General features: G+C 67.1%; 26 protein-coding genes. 23 read left to right on the top strand and 3 right to left on the bottom strand.

All coding sequences use genetic code 11. From position 1 onward, the window contains the following. The first annotated feature begins 134 nt into the window (after positions 1-134). Complete coding sequence (gene tuf / locus OG698_RS21050) at positions 135-1,328, top strand: elongation factor Tu (RefSeq protein WP_100594894.1); 1,194 nt, start codon at positions 135-137, stop codon at positions 1,326-1,328. Positions 1,329-1,451: 123 nt separating this feature from the next. Here tuf and OG698_RS21045 read toward each other — a convergent pair whose 3' ends face one another. The 3 genes from OG698_RS21045 to OG698_RS21035 form a co-directional block, all read right to left on the bottom strand. Then, a complete protein-coding gene (locus OG698_RS21045) occupies positions 1,452-3,431 on the bottom strand; it encodes a PIG-L family deacetylase (RefSeq protein WP_406111200.1) in 1,980 nt (659 codons plus the stop codon). 346 nt (positions 3,432-3,777) lie between these two features. Beyond that, positions 3,778-4,125: a hypothetical protein gene (locus tag OG698_RS21040; RefSeq protein WP_406104654.1), complete on the bottom strand. Its 348-nt coding sequence runs from the start codon at positions 4,123-4,125 to the stop codon at positions 3,778-3,780. Next, entirely contained in the window at positions 4,125-4,256 is a 132-nt protein-coding gene (locus tag OG698_RS21035) for a hypothetical protein (protein WP_406104652.1), read from the bottom strand. Before OG698_RS21035 ends, OG698_RS21040 begins: the two co-directional genes overlap by 1 nt. 898 nt (positions 4,257-5,154) lie before the next feature. Between OG698_RS21035 and OG698_RS21030 the strand changes: the two genes are divergently transcribed. The 22 genes from OG698_RS21030 (at position 5,155) to rplO (ending at position 15,752) form a co-directional block, all read left to right on the top strand. Continuing rightward, on the top strand, positions 5,155-5,493 hold the full coding sequence (locus OG698_RS21030) for a hypothetical protein (RefSeq protein WP_406104650.1): 339 nt from the start codon (positions 5,155-5,157) through the stop codon (positions 5,491-5,493). A 478-nt stretch (positions 5,494-5,971) separates the two neighbouring features. Further along, positions 5,972-6,280 (top strand): 30S ribosomal protein S10, encoded by a 309-nt coding sequence (gene rpsJ / locus OG698_RS21025; protein ID WP_003948644.1) that lies wholly within the window; start codon positions 5,972-5,974, stop codon positions 6,278-6,280. 17 nt (positions 6,281-6,297) lie between these two features. After that, positions 6,298-6,942, top strand: a complete 645-nt coding sequence (gene rplC / locus OG698_RS21020) for a 50S ribosomal protein L3 (RefSeq protein ID WP_100594886.1) — start codon at positions 6,298-6,300, stop codon at positions 6,940-6,942. Between the two features lie 7 nt (positions 6,943-6,949). Next, positions 6,950-7,603 (top strand): 50S ribosomal protein L4, encoded by a 654-nt coding sequence (rplD, locus tag OG698_RS21015; RefSeq protein ID WP_100594885.1) that lies wholly within the window; start codon positions 6,950-6,952, stop codon positions 7,601-7,603. After that, positions 7,603-8,019, top strand: a complete 417-nt coding sequence (rplW, locus tag OG698_RS21010; RefSeq protein WP_100594884.1) for a 50S ribosomal protein L23 — start codon at positions 7,603-7,605, stop codon at positions 8,017-8,019. The genes rplD and rplW overlap by 1 nt, the downstream gene beginning before the upstream one ends. 39 nt (positions 8,020-8,058) lie before the next feature. Then, positions 8,059-8,895, top strand: a complete 837-nt coding sequence (gene rplB / locus OG698_RS21005; RefSeq protein ID WP_266561187.1) for a 50S ribosomal protein L2 — start codon at positions 8,059-8,061, stop codon at positions 8,893-8,895. 12 nt (positions 8,896-8,907) lie between these two features. Then, complete coding sequence (rpsS, locus tag OG698_RS21000; protein ID WP_100594882.1) at positions 8,908-9,189, top strand: 30S ribosomal protein S19; 282 nt, start codon at positions 8,908-8,910, stop codon at positions 9,187-9,189. Positions 9,190-9,231: 42 nt separating this feature from the next. Further along, positions 9,232-9,579 carry a 50S ribosomal protein L22 gene (gene rplV / locus OG698_RS20995; RefSeq protein ID WP_026249422.1) on the top strand — a complete coding sequence of 116 codons (348 nt, stop codon included), beginning with the start codon at positions 9,232-9,234 and terminating at the stop codon, positions 9,577-9,579. Continuing rightward, positions 9,579-10,421, top strand: a complete 843-nt coding sequence (rpsC, locus tag OG698_RS20990; RefSeq protein WP_116511058.1) for a 30S ribosomal protein S3 — start codon at positions 9,579-9,581, stop codon at positions 10,419-10,421. Before rplV ends, rpsC begins: the two co-directional genes overlap by 1 nt. A 5-nt stretch (positions 10,422-10,426) precedes the next feature. After that, complete coding sequence (rplP, locus tag OG698_RS20985; protein ID WP_030782563.1) at positions 10,427-10,846, top strand: 50S ribosomal protein L16; 420 nt, start codon at positions 10,427-10,429, stop codon at positions 10,844-10,846. After that, positions 10,846-11,070 (top strand): 50S ribosomal protein L29, encoded by a 225-nt coding sequence (rpmC, locus tag OG698_RS20980; RefSeq protein ID WP_059079052.1) that lies wholly within the window; start codon positions 10,846-10,848, stop codon positions 11,068-11,070. The genes rplP and rpmC overlap by 1 nt, the downstream gene beginning before the upstream one ends. Beyond that, complete coding sequence (gene rpsQ, locus OG698_RS20975; RefSeq protein ID WP_100594880.1) at positions 11,070-11,354, top strand: 30S ribosomal protein S17; 285 nt, start codon at positions 11,070-11,072, stop codon at positions 11,352-11,354. The genes rpmC and rpsQ overlap by 1 nt, the downstream gene beginning before the upstream one ends. 97 nt (positions 11,355-11,451) lie before the next feature. Further along, complete coding sequence (rplN, locus tag OG698_RS20970; RefSeq protein WP_003974257.1) at positions 11,452-11,820, top strand: 50S ribosomal protein L14; 369 nt, start codon at positions 11,452-11,454, stop codon at positions 11,818-11,820. A gap of 2 nt (positions 11,821-11,822) precedes the next feature. Next, positions 11,823-12,146 (top strand): 50S ribosomal protein L24, encoded by a 324-nt coding sequence (gene rplX / locus OG698_RS20965; protein ID WP_100594879.1) that lies wholly within the window; start codon positions 11,823-11,825, stop codon positions 12,144-12,146. After that, positions 12,146-12,703 (top strand): 50S ribosomal protein L5, encoded by a 558-nt coding sequence (gene rplE / locus OG698_RS20960; protein ID WP_100594878.1) that lies wholly within the window; start codon positions 12,146-12,148, stop codon positions 12,701-12,703. The genes rplX and rplE overlap by 1 nt, the downstream gene beginning before the upstream one ends. Before the next feature lie 5 nt (positions 12,704-12,708). Beyond that, complete coding sequence (locus OG698_RS20955) at positions 12,709-12,894, top strand: type Z 30S ribosomal protein S14 (protein ID WP_003948630.1); 186 nt, start codon at positions 12,709-12,711, stop codon at positions 12,892-12,894. A 223-nt stretch (positions 12,895-13,117) separates the two neighbouring features. Beyond that, on the top strand, positions 13,118-13,516 hold the full coding sequence (gene rpsH, locus OG698_RS20950; RefSeq protein WP_030221010.1) for a 30S ribosomal protein S8: 399 nt from the start codon (positions 13,118-13,120) through the stop codon (positions 13,514-13,516). Between the two features lie 21 nt (positions 13,517-13,537). Further along, complete coding sequence (gene rplF / locus OG698_RS20945; RefSeq protein ID WP_100594877.1) at positions 13,538-14,077, top strand: 50S ribosomal protein L6; 540 nt, start codon at positions 13,538-13,540, stop codon at positions 14,075-14,077. 3 nt (positions 14,078-14,080) lie between these two features. Then, a complete protein-coding gene (rplR, locus tag OG698_RS20940; RefSeq protein ID WP_100594876.1) occupies positions 14,081-14,464 on the top strand; it encodes a 50S ribosomal protein L18 in 384 nt (127 codons plus the stop codon). 42 nt (positions 14,465-14,506) lie between these two features. Beyond that, positions 14,507-15,112: a 30S ribosomal protein S5 gene (gene rpsE, locus OG698_RS20935; protein WP_326774519.1), complete on the top strand. Its 606-nt coding sequence runs from the start codon at positions 14,507-14,509 to the stop codon at positions 15,110-15,112. Next, on the top strand, positions 15,112-15,294 hold the full coding sequence (gene rpmD / locus OG698_RS20930; protein ID WP_041985698.1) for a 50S ribosomal protein L30: 183 nt from the start codon (positions 15,112-15,114) through the stop codon (positions 15,292-15,294). The genes rpsE and rpmD overlap by 1 nt, the downstream gene beginning before the upstream one ends. 2 nt (positions 15,295-15,296) lie before the next feature. Beyond that, on the top strand, positions 15,297-15,752 hold the full coding sequence (rplO, locus tag OG698_RS20925; protein WP_100594874.1) for a 50S ribosomal protein L15: 456 nt from the start codon (positions 15,297-15,299) through the stop codon (positions 15,750-15,752). Positions 15,753-16,032: the final 280 nt, after the last annotated feature.

The raw sequence follows: 16,032 nt of genomic DNA, 5'->3' as shown, positions 1-16,032 counted from the left end.
ACCCGAGTTCACGCTTTAGGCTTGACACCGACCGCCGGGGTTCGTAACCCCGAACCCCGGCGGCGGGTTTCCCAGCAAAGATCACCTGGCGCCGATGAAGCAAGGCGTACAGAACCACTCCACAGGAGGACCCAGTGGCGAAGGCGAAGTTCGAGCGGACTAAGCCGCACGTCAACATCGGCACCATCGGTCACATTGACCACGGTAAGACGACCCTCACGGCCGCCATTACCAAGGTGCTGCACGACGCGTACCCGGACCTGAACGAGGCCTCGGCCTTCGACCAGATCGACAAGGCTCCTGAGGAGCGCCAGCGCGGTATCACGATCTCGATCGCGCACGTCGAGTACCAGACGGAGACGCGTCACTACGCGCACGTCGACTGCCCCGGTCACGCGGACTACATCAAGAACATGATCACGGGTGCCGCGCAGATGGACGGCGCCATCCTCGTGGTCGCCGCCACCGACGGCCCGATGCCGCAGACCAAGGAGCACGTGCTCCTGGCCCGCCAGGTCGGCGTTCCGTACATCGTCGTCGCCCTGAACAAGGCCGACATGGTGGACGACGAGGAGATCCTGGAGCTCGTCGAGCTCGAGGTCCGTGAGCTCCTCTCCGAGTACGAGTTCCCGGGCGACGACCTGCCGGTCGTCAAGGTCTCGGCGCTCAAGGCGCTCGAGGGCGACAAGGAGTGGGGTCAGTCGATCCTGAACCTCATGGCCGCCGTCGACGAGTCGATCCCGCAGCCCGAGCGTGACGTCGACAAGCCGTTCCTGATGCCGATCGAGGACGTCTTCACGATCACCGGTCGTGGCACCGTCGTCACCGGCCGCATCGAGCGTGGTGTCCTCAAGGTCAACGAGACCGTCGACATCGTCGGTATCAAGACCGAGAAGACCACCACCACGGTCACCGGCATCGAGATGTTCCGCAAGCTGCTCGACGAGGGCCAGGCCGGTGAGAACGTCGGTCTGCTCCTCCGTGGCATCAAGCGCGAGGACGTCGAGCGCGGCCAGGTCATCATCAAGCCCGGTTCGGTCACGCCGCACACCGAGTTCGAGGCCCAGGCCTACATCCTGTCGAAGGACGAGGGTGGCCGTCACACCCCCTTCTTCAACAACTACCGCCCGCAGTTCTACTTCCGCACGACGGACGTGACCGGCGTTGTGACCCTCCCCGAGGGCACCGAGATGGTCATGCCGGGCGACAACACTGAGATGAACGTTGCGCTCATCCAGCCCGTCGCCATGGAAGAGGGCCTGAAGTTCGCCATCCGTGAGGGTGGCCGGACCGTGGGCGCCGGCCAGGTCACCAAGATCGTCAAGTAATTTCCTTGACGGTTTGACCTGGTAGCTCCAGCGAGCACCAGAAGGGGCCCGTACGACTTCGGTCGTACGGGCCCCTTTCGCATGCGTTCTTCTCTTGTTTTGGGGCTCGGGTCTTCTTGGCGCTCAGATCTTGCGGGCGGTCCCGGTGCCGGTGGAGCTGTCCGGGCGCCACAGCCATGGCCGGGCCGCGGGGGAGAGGCCCGCGGCCACGGGGCCGCGCGGGGTGGCGCGCAGGGCGGGCCCGTCGAGGGTGACCAGGTCGCGCGCGGCCCGCTGGATCCGGCCGCGGTGCAGGAGCTGGAGCGTGCCGGCGGTGTCCCGGCCCAGGAGGTACGGCCCGTCGGCGGTCACGGGGCCGTAGCCCGGAAAGTCGAACGGGGGCCCGGCCGTCGCCGTCAGCGCCGACGAGGCGGGGGCCCGGTAGTAGAGCCGGCCGCCCGTGGCGGCGACGGCGTCGGCGGGCACCGGCAGCCCGGCGAGCGGCGCGGGCCCCTCCGGAGTCCAGTGGTGCACCGTGTCGCGTCCCGGCGCGTACACATGGACGCCGCCGTCCTCACCGACGACCGCGGTCAGACCGTCCTGCACGGGCCCGCCGCCGAGACCGCGCCACGGCGACCAGCGCCCGTCGAGGCCGCGTACCCGTGTACTGATGCCCTGGTCCGCGTCCCGTACGAAGAGATGGACCTGCCCGTCGCGGGCGGTGACGGCGACGGGGACGCCGACGCGGCGGCCGCGCACGGGGTCGGTCTCCGGGTTGCCGAGACCGGTCCAGGCGCCGAACTCCCCGCCGGGGGCACGCTGTTCGAGGACCACGATCTCGCGCAGGTCGGAGCCGCCGCGCCCCTCCAGAGCCGCGAGCCGCAGGCCGAGCAGCAGCTGCCGCCCGTCGCGGAGGGTCGCGGAGCCGAGGGCCGGCGCGAGCGGGCCGCCGCCGAGGTCCGTCGGCCGGCCGAAGACTCCTTGCGTGGTCTCGCGCCACCGGACGGCCCGCATGCCGAGCACTCCGTAGCCGGACAGCTTGCCGTCCGGTTCCTGGGCCAGGGCGATCCGTGGGCCCGGGTAGCGGTAGTGCGTCGAGCGGACCCAGCCCTTGCGGTTGGTGAGGGGGCGGTCCCCGCCGACGTTGTAGTCGCCGCAGCCGGAGGGGTTGCCGCACTGCCAGTCGGGAGCCGCGCCGTAGGGCATCAGGTGCGCAGCCTTGGCGTGCAGCACGGCCTCGGGGAGGTTCTCGGGCCAGTGGTGGTTGTAGTAGCCGCGGAAGGCGGTGGCGGCGAAGGGGGGCGGTCCACCCGCCGCGGTCTGCGACCAGCGGATCAGCGCGGCCCAGGTGAAGGCGGCCACGGCCGTGTGGTCGGCGTGGTCGGAGAAACCGGGCTGTTCGCTGTCACGTATCCGCGTACGCAGATCGCTGTCCTGGATGTCGGGGTCCGGGTCGAGCGTGTGCACGAGGGTGGGCCGGTACCGCTCGAAGAGGGCCACGAGTACGTCGACCAGGCCGTCGTAGTCGTACATCTGTGCCCGGCGCAGCGGCGACCCGGCGACGACGACCGTACGCAGCGGCAGTCCGCGCTCCCGCCACAGCGCCGGGGCACCCATGTGGCCCGCCGGGGTGTGCATCGCGAGGTCGAGGAAGACCAGCTCGACGCGGCGGCCCCGGTGCTCGAGGGTGTTCACCTCGGCCTGGTGCCCGCCCGCGAGCGTGGTGACCTCGGTGCGCCAGCCGCTGAAGACGGGCAGGCCGAGCTGGGTCGCGTAGGACTGGCGGAGCCCCTGGTGACGGGCGGAGGCGTACGCGGACCTGTCGGCCGGGGGATGCGCGCGGCCGGGGATCTTGTTGACGCCGTCGGCCTCGCCCGCGGTGACGTACACACAGACCAGGGGGACGCCGGCGGCGACGGCCTGGCTGGTGTCCGGGTTCATGAAGTACAGGTCGTCGTCGGGGTGCGCGAGGACCTGGAGCAGTAGGGCGTGATCGCCCTCGGCGGCGGGGCGGCCGGAGGCGGGGGAGGGGGCGGTGGCGCGGGCCGGGGGCGCGGTCGCGGCATCGTGGCCCACGACGGCGGCCGCGGTGGCGGCCGCGACGGCGGCGGACCCGATGAGCACGGCCCGGCGCCCGTGTACGCGGGGTGCCTGCGGGAGGCTGTCGTTCCCGTGTACGCGGGGTGCCTGCGGGAGGCTGTCGCTCCCGTGTACGCCGGGCGCCGCCGGGAACCCCTCGCCCCCGTCGACTATTCGCCCGCTGCCGCCGTCCTGCGCGCTCTGATCACGCTTGTCCTGTCCACGTCCGCGTCGCACGCGTCGCCCTCCGTCCGCCGTACGCAGCGGTCGGAATGTGCGCTGCTTCTCGGTGCTTCAGCCGAGAAGAGGCTCGTCAGTGGGGTCAGGTTCCATGCAAGGACATGTTCCGTTCACTCGAACCGATGGTCTTGGCGGGGGCGGGTTTCGCAGGTCAACCGCTGACCACCCACCGCACCGCGGCAGCGACCCCCAGCACCAGAGCGGGCGCGACCCACGCCCACCCCATGACCCGCCGTACGGACGGCAGGAGCCACAGCACCGCCGCGGAGCCGGCGGCCGCGATGGTGACGACGCATGACAGGACGATGCCGCCGTAGGCGTCGTCGTCCCAACTCCCGGACGGCCGGATGGTCATGGCCGTCCAGCAGAAGTACGCGGCGATGAGAGTGAGCAGCGCGAACGGCAGGGCGAGGACCACCCGAAGGAAGCCCCGGTCGTCGTCCGGGTGGGCGGGACCGTCGGGGTGTGCCGGAGCGGCAGGGCGGGCGGGGTCTGTCATCAGCGCAGTGCGTTCCTTGCCTCGTCCAGGTTGTTGTTGAAGCCACGCCCGTAGGCCTGGGCGCCGTCGGACTCCCGGTACGGGCCTCCGTTGTAGCGGGCGGCGAGTTCCTGGTACTGGTCCGGGGTCATCTCTCATGACGACGCCCCCCATCGACCTGTTCGCCTCCGCGCTGCAGTTCCGCCCCGACGGCGAGCGCCCGCCCCGGCCCCTGGCCGCCCCCCACCCCTCCCACTCCTCCCCGCTCCTCCTCCAGACCGCCGCCGACCTCCTCGCCGGCCTGCACCGCGCCGAACCCCGGCTCGCCCTCTGCGCGGGGCGCCGGTCGGCAGCGACTGGATGTGAACAGCCAGCGCGATCGCGACGAGGGAGAGCTCGCGGTGCTGGGCCAGGTGGTTGCCGATCACCGTGAAGCGGGTGGCGTGGCGGGTGTTGGCGTGCGTGATGCCGAGCGGCGCGGGGGCCCGGTTCGGGCGCGCTTTCCCGGCAACGCGGGACTGGGCGCGCGGGGGCGCGCTAGGGTTCTGGGTACCCATCGGGAAGCTCGATTCTTCCTCGGTGGTCAGGCCCTCGATCGGGATTGCGAGTCCCGGCCGGGGGCCGTCGCATGTCTGCGGTTGTCTGTTTGCCTGCGTCTCGCGCTGAGCGTATGGCTGTCAACGGGGGCTTTGGCCAGCCGAGTTGGCGATGTTCACCTTTGTGAGTGAGTGGCCCCGGCGGTCGACGACCGGGGCGGGTGGGGCTTGGCTCGGTTCCTTTTCCCCGTCCGTTGTTCCTTTGGGGTTGTCGCATGGAACACCGGCGCACGCGTTCTCGTGCTCCGGTGGTACGAGATCCAGTTCCGCCCGCACCGTCTTACGCGGAACGGGTCCCTCCGCGACGCCCCAGCGGTCGGCTACCGCCTCGATGGGGGGCAGGCCGCGCCCCGATTCGGCGTCGGGGGCGGGTGGTTGTCGCGTAAGGGGCGGGCGCCTGTCCCCCCTGGTGTCCGCCACCTCGATGCGCAGTAGATCGTCGAGGGCGCGGAGCGTGACGAGGAAGTCGCGGCACCAGCGCACCCGCGAGACGCTGCTCTCCGAGACCATCGGCAGTGTCGACTGGCTCTGGTCGGGGGACGACGAGTTCCGGTTCGCCGTGGTGGACCGCGGGCTGCGAGGAGTCATTCCGGCTGTCCCGGAAGCCTCGGCCGCCGATGCGGAAAGCGATCGGATGCGGAGCCGGGGACGTGCTTCTCACGTGCCGGGCAACGTCCGCGAAGTTGACTCTCGTCATTTCGATGCCCGGCCCACACGGGTCAGGTGGGTGAGCGATACCGGTGATCAGACGGTGTGCGCTGACGAATCCGGCGGCGCGGAGAGGGTCACATGATCCATGTGGCCCGCCTCGCGCGTGTCCCCGCATGAGCGACGCGTGGCGCCCCCGGTTTGACCTTCGTCACCCCAGGGGTACTCTCTACGGCTCGATTGGCCAGGCGCAGCCGCTCTGTGGCAGACTGTCGGGGTTGCTCGGTTGAGTGCCGATGCTGCACGCCTCCCGCCGGGAGGACCGGAAGCGAGTCCCACAGTACTCGTCGCCCCATCTGCCAGAAGGTCGAAAGATCCGCAGGCAGCGCTAGGGCGGACGTACGGGAATCTTCCGGGAAGTGCAGTGAGGTCGTTCAGCCAGGCGCCCGGTGGGTTTCTTCCCCCGGCTTCGCGGTCCCAGGGCTGCAGCTCCCGAGCAGGGAAATCCGTATGGATATTTCTGTCAGTGAGACTGCGACACGCCCGACCGCGTGGGTCGGAGGAGGACGGAATAGGACCTGCCAGGTTCCAGAGCGTTTCGAGAGACAGGACTACTAGTAGCCATGGCGGGACAGAAGATCCGCATCCGGCTTAAGGCCTACGACCACGAGGTCATCGACAGCTCGGCGAAGAAGATCGTCGAGACGGTGACCCGCACTGGTGCGTCGGTCGCAGGCCCGGTGCCGCTGCCCACTGAGAAGAACGTGTACTGCGTCATCAAGTCGCCGCACAAGTACAAGGACTCTCGCGAGCACTTCGAGATGCGCACGCACAAGCGCCTGATCGACATTCTCGACCCGACGCCCAAGACCGTTGACTCTCTGATGCGACTCGACCTTCCGGCCGGTGTCGACATCGAGATCAAGCTCTAGGGATCGGTGAGCTGAGAATGGCTAAGCAGATCAAGGGCATCCTGGGCGAGAAGCTCGGCATGACCCAGGTCTGGGACGACAACAACCGTGTCGTCCCGGTCACCGTGGTCAAGGCCGGTCCGAACGTCGTGACCCAGGTCCGTACGAACGACACTGACGGCTACGAGTCGGTCCAGATCGCCTTCGGCGAGATCGACCCGCGCAAGGTGAACAAGCCCCTCAAGGGCCACTTCGCCAAGGCCGATGTAACCCCGCGCCGCCACCTGGTGGAGCTCCGTACCCCCGGCGCCAGCGAGTACACGCTGGGCCAGGAGATCACTGCCGAGGTCTTCGAGGCCGGCGTCAAGGTTGACGTCACCGCGAAGAGCAAGGGCAAGGGCTTCGCCGGTGTCATGAAGCGCCACAACTTCAAGGGTGGCAAGGCGTCCCACGGTGCCCACCGTGTGCACCGCATGCCCGGTTCCATCGGTGGCTGTGCCACTCCCGGCCGTGTCTTCAAGGGCATGCGCATGGCGGGTCGCATGGGCAACGAGCGGGTCACCACCCAGAACCTGACCGTTCACGCCGTTGACGCGGAGAAGGGTCTGCTCCTCATCAAGGGCGCAGTTCCCGGTCCGAACGGTGGCCTCGTCCTGGTCCGCACCGCGGCCAAGGGGGTTTGAGGAACCGATGAGCACCATTGACATCCTTTCGCCTGCAGGCGACAAGGCCGGGACGGTCGAGCTCCCCGCGGAGATCTTCGACGTAGAGAAGATCAGCATCCCGCTTCTCCACCAGGTCGTCGTCGCCCAGCTGGCCGCTGCCCGTCAGGGCACGCACAAGACCAAGCGCCGTGGCGAAGTCCGCGGTGGTGGGCGCAAGCCTTACCGCCAGAAGGGCACCGGCCGTGCGCGCCAGGGTTCGACCCGTGCGCCGCAGTTCGCCGGCGGTGGCGTCGTCCACGGCCCGCAGCCGCGTGACTACTCGCAGCGGACCCCGAAGAAGATGAAGGCCGCGGCCCTGCGCCACGCCCTCACCGACCGGGCCCGCAACGCTCGCATCCACGTCGTCACCGGCGTGGTCGACGGCGGAGTCTCCACCAAGGCCGCCAAGTCGCTGCTCGCCAAGATCTCGGAGCGCAAGAACCTGCTCCTGGTGATCGACCGTGCCGACGAGGCCGCGCTGCTCTCCGCTCGCAACCTGCCCCAGGTCCACATCCTGGAGCCGGGCCAGCTGAACACGTACGACGTTCTCGTCTCGGACGACGTGGTCTTCACCCAGGCCGCCTTCGAGTCCTTCGTGTCCGGCCCGCAGGCCACTGACACCGAAGGGAGCGAAGCCTGATGGCTACGCGTCACCCGAGCATCGCCCCCAAGGCGGCCAAGGCCGCCAAGGCCGCGCGCATCGCCAAGGCGAAGCGCCACGAGGCCGAGGGCAAGAACACCGTTGAGACGCCGCTGAGCAAGAGCTTCACGGATCCCCGTGACGTCCTCCTCAAGCCGGTCGTCTCCGAGAAGAGCTACGCGCTCCTCGATGAGGGCAAGTACACCTTCATCGTTGACCCGCGTGCCAACAAGACCCAGATCAAGCAGGCCGTCCAGGCGGTCTTCTCGGTCAAGGTCACCGGAGTCAACACGATCAACCGTCAGGGCAAGCGCAAGCGGACCAAGACGGGCTTCGGCAAGCGTGCCGACAGCAAGCGCGCGATCGTGACCCTCGCTGAGGGCGACCGTATCGACATCTTCGGCCAGGCCTCCTAACGGAGCGCCTTGGTCCGAATATCGGACGAGGACTGAGAAATGGGAATCCGCAAGTACAAGCCGACGACGCCGGGCCGCCGTGGCTCCTCCGTCGCCGACTTCGTCGAGGTCACGCGGTCCACGCCGGAGAAGTCGCTGGTCCGCCCGCTGCACAGCAAGGGCGGCCGTAACAACGCCGGTCGTGTGACCGTTCGCCACCAGGGTGGCGGACACAAGCGCGCCTACCGAGTGATCGACTTCCGTCGTCACGACAAGGACGGCGTGCCGGCGAAGGTCGCGCACATCGAGTACGACCCCAACCGCACCGCGCGCATCGCGCTGCTGCACTACGCCGACGGCGAGAAGCGTTACATCGTCGCTCCGCGTGGCCTGTCGCAGGGCGACCGCATCGAGAACGGTCCTGGGGCCGACATCAAGCCGGGCAACAACCTGGCGCTCCGCAACATCCCGGTCGGTACCACGATCCACGCGATCGAGCTCCGTCCCGGTGGCGGTGCCAAGTTCGCCCGCTCCGCAGGTGCCTCCGTGCAGCTGCTGGCGAAGGAGGGCCAGATGGCCCACCTGCGCATGCCGTCCGGCGAGATTCGCCTGGTCGACGTTCGCTGCCGCGCCACCATCGGCGAGGTCGGCAACGCCGAGCAGTCGAACATCAACTGGGGCAAGGCCGGCCGCAAGCGCTGGCTCGGCGTTCGTCCGACCGTTCGCGGTGTGGCGATGAACCCGGTTGACCACCCGCACGGTGGTGGTGAGGGCAAGACCTCCGGTGGTCGCCACCCGGTCTCCCCGTGGGGTCAGAAGGAGGGTCGTACTCGTTCGCCGAAGAAGGCTTCGAACAAGTACATCGTCCGCCGCCGCAAGACGAACAAGAAGCGCTAGGAGCGGGTTTAGATGCCGCGCAGTCTCAAGAAGGGGCCCTTCGTCGACGACCACCTCGTAAAGAAGGTGGACGTACAGAACGAAGCCGGCACCAAGAACGTCATCAAGACCTGGTCCCGTCGCTCGATGATCATCCCCAGCATGCTGGGTCACACCATCGCGGTGCACAATGGCAAGATCCACATCCCGGTGTTCGTCACCGAGTCGATGGTCGGCCACAAGCTCGGCGAGTTCTCGCCGACGCGCACCTTCCGGGGTCACGTCAAGGACGACCGGAAGTCGAAGCGCCGCTAAGGCGGGGTGGAATCGACTATGACGAACACTGAAGGGACAACCATGGAAGCCAGGGCCCAGGCGCGGTACATCCGCGTCACGCCCATGAAGGCCCGCCGAGTGGTGGACCTCATCCGTGGCATGGATGCCACGGAGGCTCAGGCGGTCCTGCGTTTCGCCCCGCAGGCCGCGAGCGTGCCGGTTGGCAAGGTGCTGGACAGCGCCATTGCCAACGCTGCACACAACTACGACCACACCGACGCCAATTCGCTGGTCATCAGCGAGGCGTACGTGGATGAGGGCCCGACCCTGAAGCGGTTCCGTCCGCGTGCTCAGGGCCGTGCCTACCGGATCCGTAAGCGGACCAGCCACATCACCGTGGTCGTCAGCAGCAAGGAAGGAACCCGGTAATGGGCCAGAAGGTAAACCCGCACGGGTTCCGGCTCGGTATCACCACGGACTTCAAGTCCCGTTGGTACGCCGACAAGCTGTACAAGGACTACGTCAAGGAAGACGTAGCCATCCGTCGCATGATGACCTCCGGCATGGAGCGCGCCGGTATCTCGAAGGTTGAGATCGAGCGCACCCGTGACCGCGTGCGTGTGGACATCCACACCGCTCGTCCGGGCATCGTCATCGGCCGCCGTGGCGCCGAGGCCGACCGCATCCGCGGTGACCTCGAGAAGCTCACGGGCAAGCAGGTCCAGCTGAACATCCTCGAGGTCAAGAACCCCGAGACCGACGCTCAGCTGGTTGCTCAGGCCGTTGCAGAGCAGCTGTCCTCCCGCGTCTCCTTCCGTCGCGCCATGCGTAAGAGCATGCAGACGGCGATGAAGGCCGGCGCCAAGGGCATCAAGATCCAGTGTGGTGGCCGTCTCGGCGGCGCCGAGATGTCCCGCTCGGAGTTCTACCGCGAGGGCCGTGTGCCCCTGCACACGCTCCGCGCGAACGTCGACTACGGCTTCTTCGAGGCCAAGACGACCTTCGGCCGTATCGGTGTGAAGGTCTGGATCTACAAGGGCGACGTCAAGAACATCGCTGAGGTCCGCGCCGAGAACGCTGCGGCCCGTGCGGGTAACCGCCCGGCCCGTGGCGGCGGCAACGACCGCCCGGCCCGCGGCGGTGGCCGTGGTGGCGAGCGTGGCGGCCGCGGCCGCAAGCCGCAGCAGCAGTCGGCTCCGGCCGCCGAGGCCCCCAAGGCTGACGCGCCCGCCGCTGCCGCTCCGGCTGAGAGCACCGGAACGGAGGCCTGACCGAAATGCTGATCCCCCGTAGGGTCAAGCACCGCAAGCAGCACCACCCCAAGCGCCGCGGTCAGGCCAAGGGTGGTACGACGGTTGCGTTCGGCGAGTACGGCATTCAGGCCCTCACGCCGGCGTACGTGACGAACCGCCAGATCGAGGCGGCTCGTATCGCGATGACCCGCCACATCAAGCGTGGCGGCAAGGTCTGGATCAACATTTATCCGGACCGCCCCCTCACGAAGAAGCCCGCCGAGACCCGCATGGGTTCCGGTAAGGGTTCCCCCGAGTGGTGGGTCGCGAACGTTCACCCGGGTCGGGTGATGTTCGAGCTGTCCTACCCGAACGAGAAGATTGCGCGTGAGGCGCTTACCCGCGCTGCTCACAAGCTTCCGATGAAGTGCCGGATTGTTCGGCGCGAGGCAGGTGAGTCGTGATGTCGGCCGGTACCAAGGCGTCCGAGCTGCGCGAACTGGGCAACGAGGAGCTCCTCAACAAGCTCCGCGAGGCCAAGGAAGAGCTGTTCAACCTCCGTTTCCAGGCGGCGACCGGTCAGCTCGAGAACCACGGTCGGCTGAAGGCCGTCCGCAAGGACATCGCGCGGATCTACACCCTCATGCGTGAGCGCGAGCTGGGCATCGAGACGGTGGAGAACGCCTGATGAGCGAGAGCAACGTGACTGAAGAGACTGCCGCCCGCGGCTTCCGCAAGACCCGTGAGGGTCTGGTCGTCAGCGACAAGATGGACAAGACCGTCGTCGTCGCTGTCGAGGACCGCGTCAAGCACGCGCTGTACGGCAAGGTCATCCGCCGTACGAACAAGCTCAAGGCGCACGACGAGCAGAACGCTGCCGGCGTCGGCGACCGCGTCCTCATCATGGAGACGCGTCCGCTGTCGGCGACCAAGCGCTGGCGCATCGTCGAGATCCTCGAGAAGGCCAAGTAATTCTCTGAGGGGTATCCCTCAGAGTTCGTTCCGCCAGGCTCCCGGGGCAGTTCACTGAACTGCCCCGGGGGAACCGGCAGACAATCAGGAGATAGACGTGATCCAGCAGGAGTCGCGACTGCGCGTCGCCGACAACACGGGTGCGAAGGAAATTCTCACCATCCGTGTTCTCGGTGGCTCGGGTCGCCGCTACGCGGGCATCGGTGACGTCATCGTCGCCACCGTCAAGGACGCGATCCCCGGCGGCAACGTGAAGAAGGGTGACGTCGTCAAGGCGGTCATCGTTCGCACCGTCAAGGAGCGCCGCCGTCCGGACGGCTCGTACATCCGCTTCGACGAGAACGCCGCCGTCATTCTGAAGAACGACGGCGACCCTCGCGGCACCCGTATCTTCGGCCCGGTGGGCCGTGAGCTGCGCGAGAAGAAGTTCATGAAGATCATCTCGCTCGCGCCGGAGGTGCTGTAAGCATGAAGATCAAGAAGGGCGACCTGGTACAGGTCATCACCGGTAAGGACAAGGGCAAGCAGGGCAAGGTCATCGCGGCCTTCCCCCGCGAGGACCGCGTCCTGGTCGAGGGTGTCAACCGGGTCAAGAAGCACACCAAGGCCGGCCCCACCGCCAGCGGTTCGCAGGCCGGTGGCATCGTCACGACCGAGGCCCCTGTCCACGTGAGCAACGTTCAGCTCGTGGTGGAGAAGGACGGCAACAAGGTCGTCACGCGTGTCGGTTACCGCTTCGACGACGAGGGCAACAAGGTTCGCGTTGCCAAGCGGACGGGTGAGGACATCTGATGGCTACCACCACGACTCCGCGTCTCAAGACGAAGTACCGCGAGGAGATCGCGGGCAAGCTGCAGGAAGAGTTCTCGTACGAGAACGTCATGCAGACCCCGGGCCTCGTCAAGATTGTGGTCAACATGGGTGTCGGCGACGCCGCCCGTGACTCCAAGCTCATGGACGGTGCCGTCCGTGACCTGACCACGATCACCGGTCAGAAGCCGGCCATCACCAAGGCCCGCAAGTCCATCGCGCAGTTCAAGCTGCGTGAGGGTCAGCCGATCGGTGCCCACGTCACGCTCCGTGGCGACCGCATGTGGGAGTTCCTGGACCGCACCCTGTCGCTCGCGCTTCCGCGCATCCGCGACTTCCGTGGTCTGTCTCCCAAGCAGTTCGACGGCCGTGGCAACTACACCTTCGGTCTCACGGAGCAGGTCATGTTCCACGAGATCGACCAGGACAAGATCGACCGCGTCCGGGGTATGGACATCACCGTGGTCACCACGGCGACCAACGACGCTGAGGGCCGCGCGCTCCTTCGTCACCTCGGCTTCCCCTTCAAGGAGGCGTAACCGAGATGGCGAAGAAGGCTCTTATTGCCAAGGCTGCTCGTAAGCCGAAGTTCGGTGTGCGTGGCTACACCCGCTGCCAGCGCTGCGGCCGCCCGCACTCCGTGTACCGCAAGTTCGGCCTGTGCCGCGTGTGCCTTCGTGAGATGGCTCACCGTGGCGAGCTGCCGGGCGTGACCAAGAGCTCCTGGTAATCCCCTTCTGTCCTTAGGGACTTGGGAATTACCGGACGCTCTCGGTAAGTATTTGGACGGCGGGAGCCCCCCTTCACATGCCGTAGGCTTGTGGGGTTGGGCGCCCGCCGCCCATACCGACTTACTACGCCGTAGGTCCCCGCACCGCACCCGTCCCGCCTCTGTGTGGGGAGAGGGATGGCGCATACAGGAAACCCCGGCGAGAGAGGCCGAAGGCCAATTCATGACCATGACTGATCCGATCGCGGACATGCTGACTCGTCTGCGTAACGCGAACTCGGCGTACCACGACACCGTGGCAATGCCGCACAGCAAGATCAAGTCTCACATCGCGGAGATCCTCCAGCAGGAGGGCTTCATCACGGGCTGGAAGACCGAGGACGCCGAGGTTGGCAAGAACCTCGTCCTCGAGCTCAAGTTCGGCCCGAACCGTGAGCGCTCCATTGCGGGCATCAAGCGGATCTCCAAGCCCGGTCTCCGGGTTTACGCGAAGTCCACCAACCTGCCCAAGGTCCTCGGCGGCCTCGGCGTGGCGATCATCTCCACGTCGCACGGTCTCCTGACCGGCCAGCAGGCAGGCAAGAAGGGCGTAGGTGGGGAAGTCCTCGCCTACGTCTGGTAGTCGGGAACGGAGGAATAGCTAATGTCGCGTATTGGCAAGCTCCCCATCACGGTTCCCGCCGGCGTGGACGTCACCATCGACGGTCGTACGGTCTCGGTTAAGGGCCCCAAGGGTTCCCTCAGCCACACGATCGTCGCTCCGATCGTCATCACGAAGGACGAGGACGGCGTGCTGAACGTCGCCCGTCCCAATGATGAGCGTCAGAACAAGGCTCTGCACGGCCTGTCCCGCACGCTGGTGGCCAACATGATCACCGGCGTGACCCAGGGTTACGTGAAGAAGCTCGAGATCAGCGGTGTCGGTTACCGCGTCCTGGCGAAGGGCTCCAACCTGGAGTTCTCGCTCGGCTACAGCCACTCGATCGTGATCGAGGCGCCCGAGGGCATCTCCTTCAAGGTCGAGTCGCCGACCAAGTTCTCGGTCGAGGGCATCGACAAGCAGAAGGTCGGCGAGGTTGCGGCCAACATCCGCAAGCTGCGCAAGCCCGACCCGTACAAGGCCAAGGGCGTCAAGTACGAAGGCGAAGTCATCCGCCGCAAGGTCGGAAAGGCGGGTAAGTAAGCCATGGCATACGGTGTCAAGATTGCTAAGGGCGACGCTTACAAGCGTGCTGCCATCAAGCGCCGTCACATTCGTATCCGTAAGCATGTTTCGGGTACGGCCGAGCGTCCGCGCCTGGTCGTGACGCGTTCGAACCGCCACATCGTGGCCCAGGTCATCGACGACGTTAAGGGTCACACCCTCGCGTCGGCGTCGACCCTGGACACCTCGATCCGTGGTGTCGAGGCCGACAAGTCCGCGCAGGCCGGCAAGGTCGGCGCCCTGGTCGCCGAGCGTGCCAAGGCCGCGGGCGTCGAGGCTGTCGTGTTCGACCGTGGTGGTAACCAGTACGCCGGGCGCATCGCCGCTCTGGCGGACGCCGCCCGCGAAGCCGGTCTGAAGTTCTGATCCGGTTCCGTAGCTAGCGGAAAACGAAGAGAGGTAATTCCAATGGCTGGACCCCAGCGCCGCGGAAGCGGTGCCGGTGGCGGCGAGCGGCGGGACCGGAAGGGTCGCGACGGTGGCGCTGCTGCCGCCGAGAAGACCGCATACGTTGAGCGCGTTGTCGCGATCAACCGTGTCGCCAAGGTTGTCAAGGGTGGCCGTCGCTTCAGCTTCACTGCGCTCGTCGTAGTGGGCGATGGCGATGGCACGGTAGGCGTCGGTTACGGCAAGGCCAAGGAGGTGCCGGCCGCCATCGCCAAGGGTGTTGAGGAGGCCAAGAAGCACTTCTTCAAGGTCCCCCGTATCCAGGGCACCATCCCGCACCCGATCACGGGCGAGAAGGCTGCGGGCGTCGTCCTGCTCAAGCCGGCTGCTCCCGGTACCGGCGTTATCGCCGGTGGCCCGGTGCGCGCCGTGCTCGAGTGCGCCGGCGTTCACGACATCCTGTCGAAGTCTCTCGGCTCGTCGAACGCGATCAACATCGTGCACGCGACCGTGGCGGCCCTCAAGGGCCTGCAGCGTCCCGAGGAGATCGCGGCTCGCCGTGGTCTGCCCCTCGAGGACGTCGCCCCCGCGGCTCTGCTTCGTGCACGTGCGGGAGCGGGTGCGTAATGGCTCGCCTCAAGATCACGCAGACGAAGTCGTACATCGGCAGCAAGCAGAACCACCGCGACACCCTGCGTTCGCTCGGGCTCAAGCGCCTGAACGACGTGGTCGTCAAGGAGGATCGTCCCGAGTTCCGCGGCATGGCTAACACCGTGCGGCACCTCGTGACGGTCGAGGAGGTCGACTGATCATGGCGGAGAACAACCCGCTCAAGATCCACAACCTCCGTCCCGCCCCGGGCGCCAAGACCGCGAAGACCCGTGTGGGTCGCGGTGAGGCGTCCAAGGGTAAGACGGCCGGTCGTGGTACCAAGGGCACGAAGGCCCGTTACCAGGTTCCGGAGCGCTTCGAGGGTGGCCAGATGCCCCTCCACATGCGTCTCCCGAAGCTCAAGGGCTTCAAGAACCCGTTCAAGACCGAGTTCCAGGTCGTGAACCTCGACAAGCTGAGCGCGCTGTACCCGGAGGGTGGCGAGGTCACCGTTGAGGGTCTCGTCGCCAAGGGTGCCGTTCGCAAGAACAGCCTCGTCAAGGTCCTCGGCCAGGGTGAGCTCACCGTGGCGCTGCAGGTGACGGTTGACGCCGTCTCCAACTCCGCCAAGGAGAAGATCACCGCCGCCGGCGGTACCGTCACCGAGCTCGTCTGACCTTTTCAGACGTCTCGATGACATGAGCGATTCCCAACCGGGGATGCCCCATATTTGGGGCATCCCCGGTTGGTCGTTCCAAGGGGGGCATGGTCGCCGGTATGGTGGCCTGCACTGTGCTGTATCCGTCTGGGGCTGACGCCCCGGGCCGGGCGGTGTGTCCTGAAGGCGACGAGTCTGACGGATCTTCACCCGGTGCTTGACTGTTTACGCATTCCTTCACTCATCGAACCTCAAGACCGTCACCTCTGACGCACGTGCGCGGGGGTCGCAGGAGGCA

Origin of the sequence: Streptomyces sp. NBC_01003 (assembly GCF_045162695.1) — a bacterium.
GTDB lineage: Bacteria > Actinomycetota > Actinomycetes > Streptomycetales > Streptomycetaceae > Streptomyces.
Note: the sequence above shows the minus strand (reverse complement) of the source record. Positions and strands in the feature narration are given on the sequence as shown.

Bases quoted from the DNA above. Each gene is read 5' to 3' on its own strand.
- OG698_RS21040 (WP_406104654.1), bottom strand. From the start codon at position 4,125: ATGACAGACCCCGCCCGCCCTGCCGCTCCGGCACACCCCGACGGTCCC.
- OG698_RS21035 (WP_406104652.1), bottom strand. From the start codon at position 4,256: ATGACCCCGGACCAGTACCAGGAACTCGCCGCCCGCTACAACGGAGGC.
- rpsJ (WP_003948644.1), top strand. From the start codon at position 5,972: ATGGCGGGACAGAAGATCCGCATCCGGCTTAAGGCCTACGACCACGAG.
- rplC (WP_100594886.1), top strand. From the start codon at position 6,298: ATGGCTAAGCAGATCAAGGGCATCCTGGGCGAGAAGCTCGGCATGACC.
- rplD (WP_100594885.1), top strand. From the start codon at position 6,950: ATGAGCACCATTGACATCCTTTCGCCTGCAGGCGACAAGGCCGGGACG.
- rplW (WP_100594884.1), top strand. From the start codon at position 7,603: ATGGCTACGCGTCACCCGAGCATCGCCCCCAAGGCGGCCAAGGCCGCC.
- rplB (WP_266561187.1), top strand. From the start codon at position 8,059: ATGGGAATCCGCAAGTACAAGCCGACGACGCCGGGCCGCCGTGGCTCC.
- rpsS (WP_100594882.1), top strand. From the start codon at position 8,908: ATGCCGCGCAGTCTCAAGAAGGGGCCCTTCGTCGACGACCACCTCGTA.
- rplV (WP_026249422.1), top strand. From the start codon at position 9,232: ATGGAAGCCAGGGCCCAGGCGCGGTACATCCGCGTCACGCCCATGAAG.
- rpsC (WP_116511058.1), top strand. From the start codon at position 9,579: ATGGGCCAGAAGGTAAACCCGCACGGGTTCCGGCTCGGTATCACCACG.
- rplP (WP_030782563.1), top strand. From the start codon at position 10,427: ATGCTGATCCCCCGTAGGGTCAAGCACCGCAAGCAGCACCACCCCAAG.
- rpmC (WP_059079052.1), top strand. From the start codon at position 10,846: ATGTCGGCCGGTACCAAGGCGTCCGAGCTGCGCGAACTGGGCAACGAG.
- rpsQ (WP_100594880.1), top strand. From the start codon at position 11,070: ATGAGCGAGAGCAACGTGACTGAAGAGACTGCCGCCCGCGGCTTCCGC.
- rplX (WP_100594879.1), top strand. From the start codon at position 11,823: ATGAAGATCAAGAAGGGCGACCTGGTACAGGTCATCACCGGTAAGGAC.
- rplE (WP_100594878.1), top strand. From the start codon at position 12,146: ATGGCTACCACCACGACTCCGCGTCTCAAGACGAAGTACCGCGAGGAG.
- OG698_RS20955 (WP_003948630.1), top strand. From the start codon at position 12,709: ATGGCGAAGAAGGCTCTTATTGCCAAGGCTGCTCGTAAGCCGAAGTTC.
- rpsH (WP_030221010.1), top strand. From the start codon at position 13,118: ATGACCATGACTGATCCGATCGCGGACATGCTGACTCGTCTGCGTAAC.
- rplF (WP_100594877.1), top strand. From the start codon at position 13,538: ATGTCGCGTATTGGCAAGCTCCCCATCACGGTTCCCGCCGGCGTGGAC.
- rplR (WP_100594876.1), top strand. From the start codon at position 14,081: ATGGCATACGGTGTCAAGATTGCTAAGGGCGACGCTTACAAGCGTGCT.
- rpsE (WP_326774519.1), top strand. From the start codon at position 14,507: ATGGCTGGACCCCAGCGCCGCGGAAGCGGTGCCGGTGGCGGCGAGCGG.
- rpmD (WP_041985698.1), top strand. From the start codon at position 15,112: ATGGCTCGCCTCAAGATCACGCAGACGAAGTCGTACATCGGCAGCAAG.
- rplO (WP_100594874.1), top strand. From the start codon at position 15,297: ATGGCGGAGAACAACCCGCTCAAGATCCACAACCTCCGTCCCGCCCCG.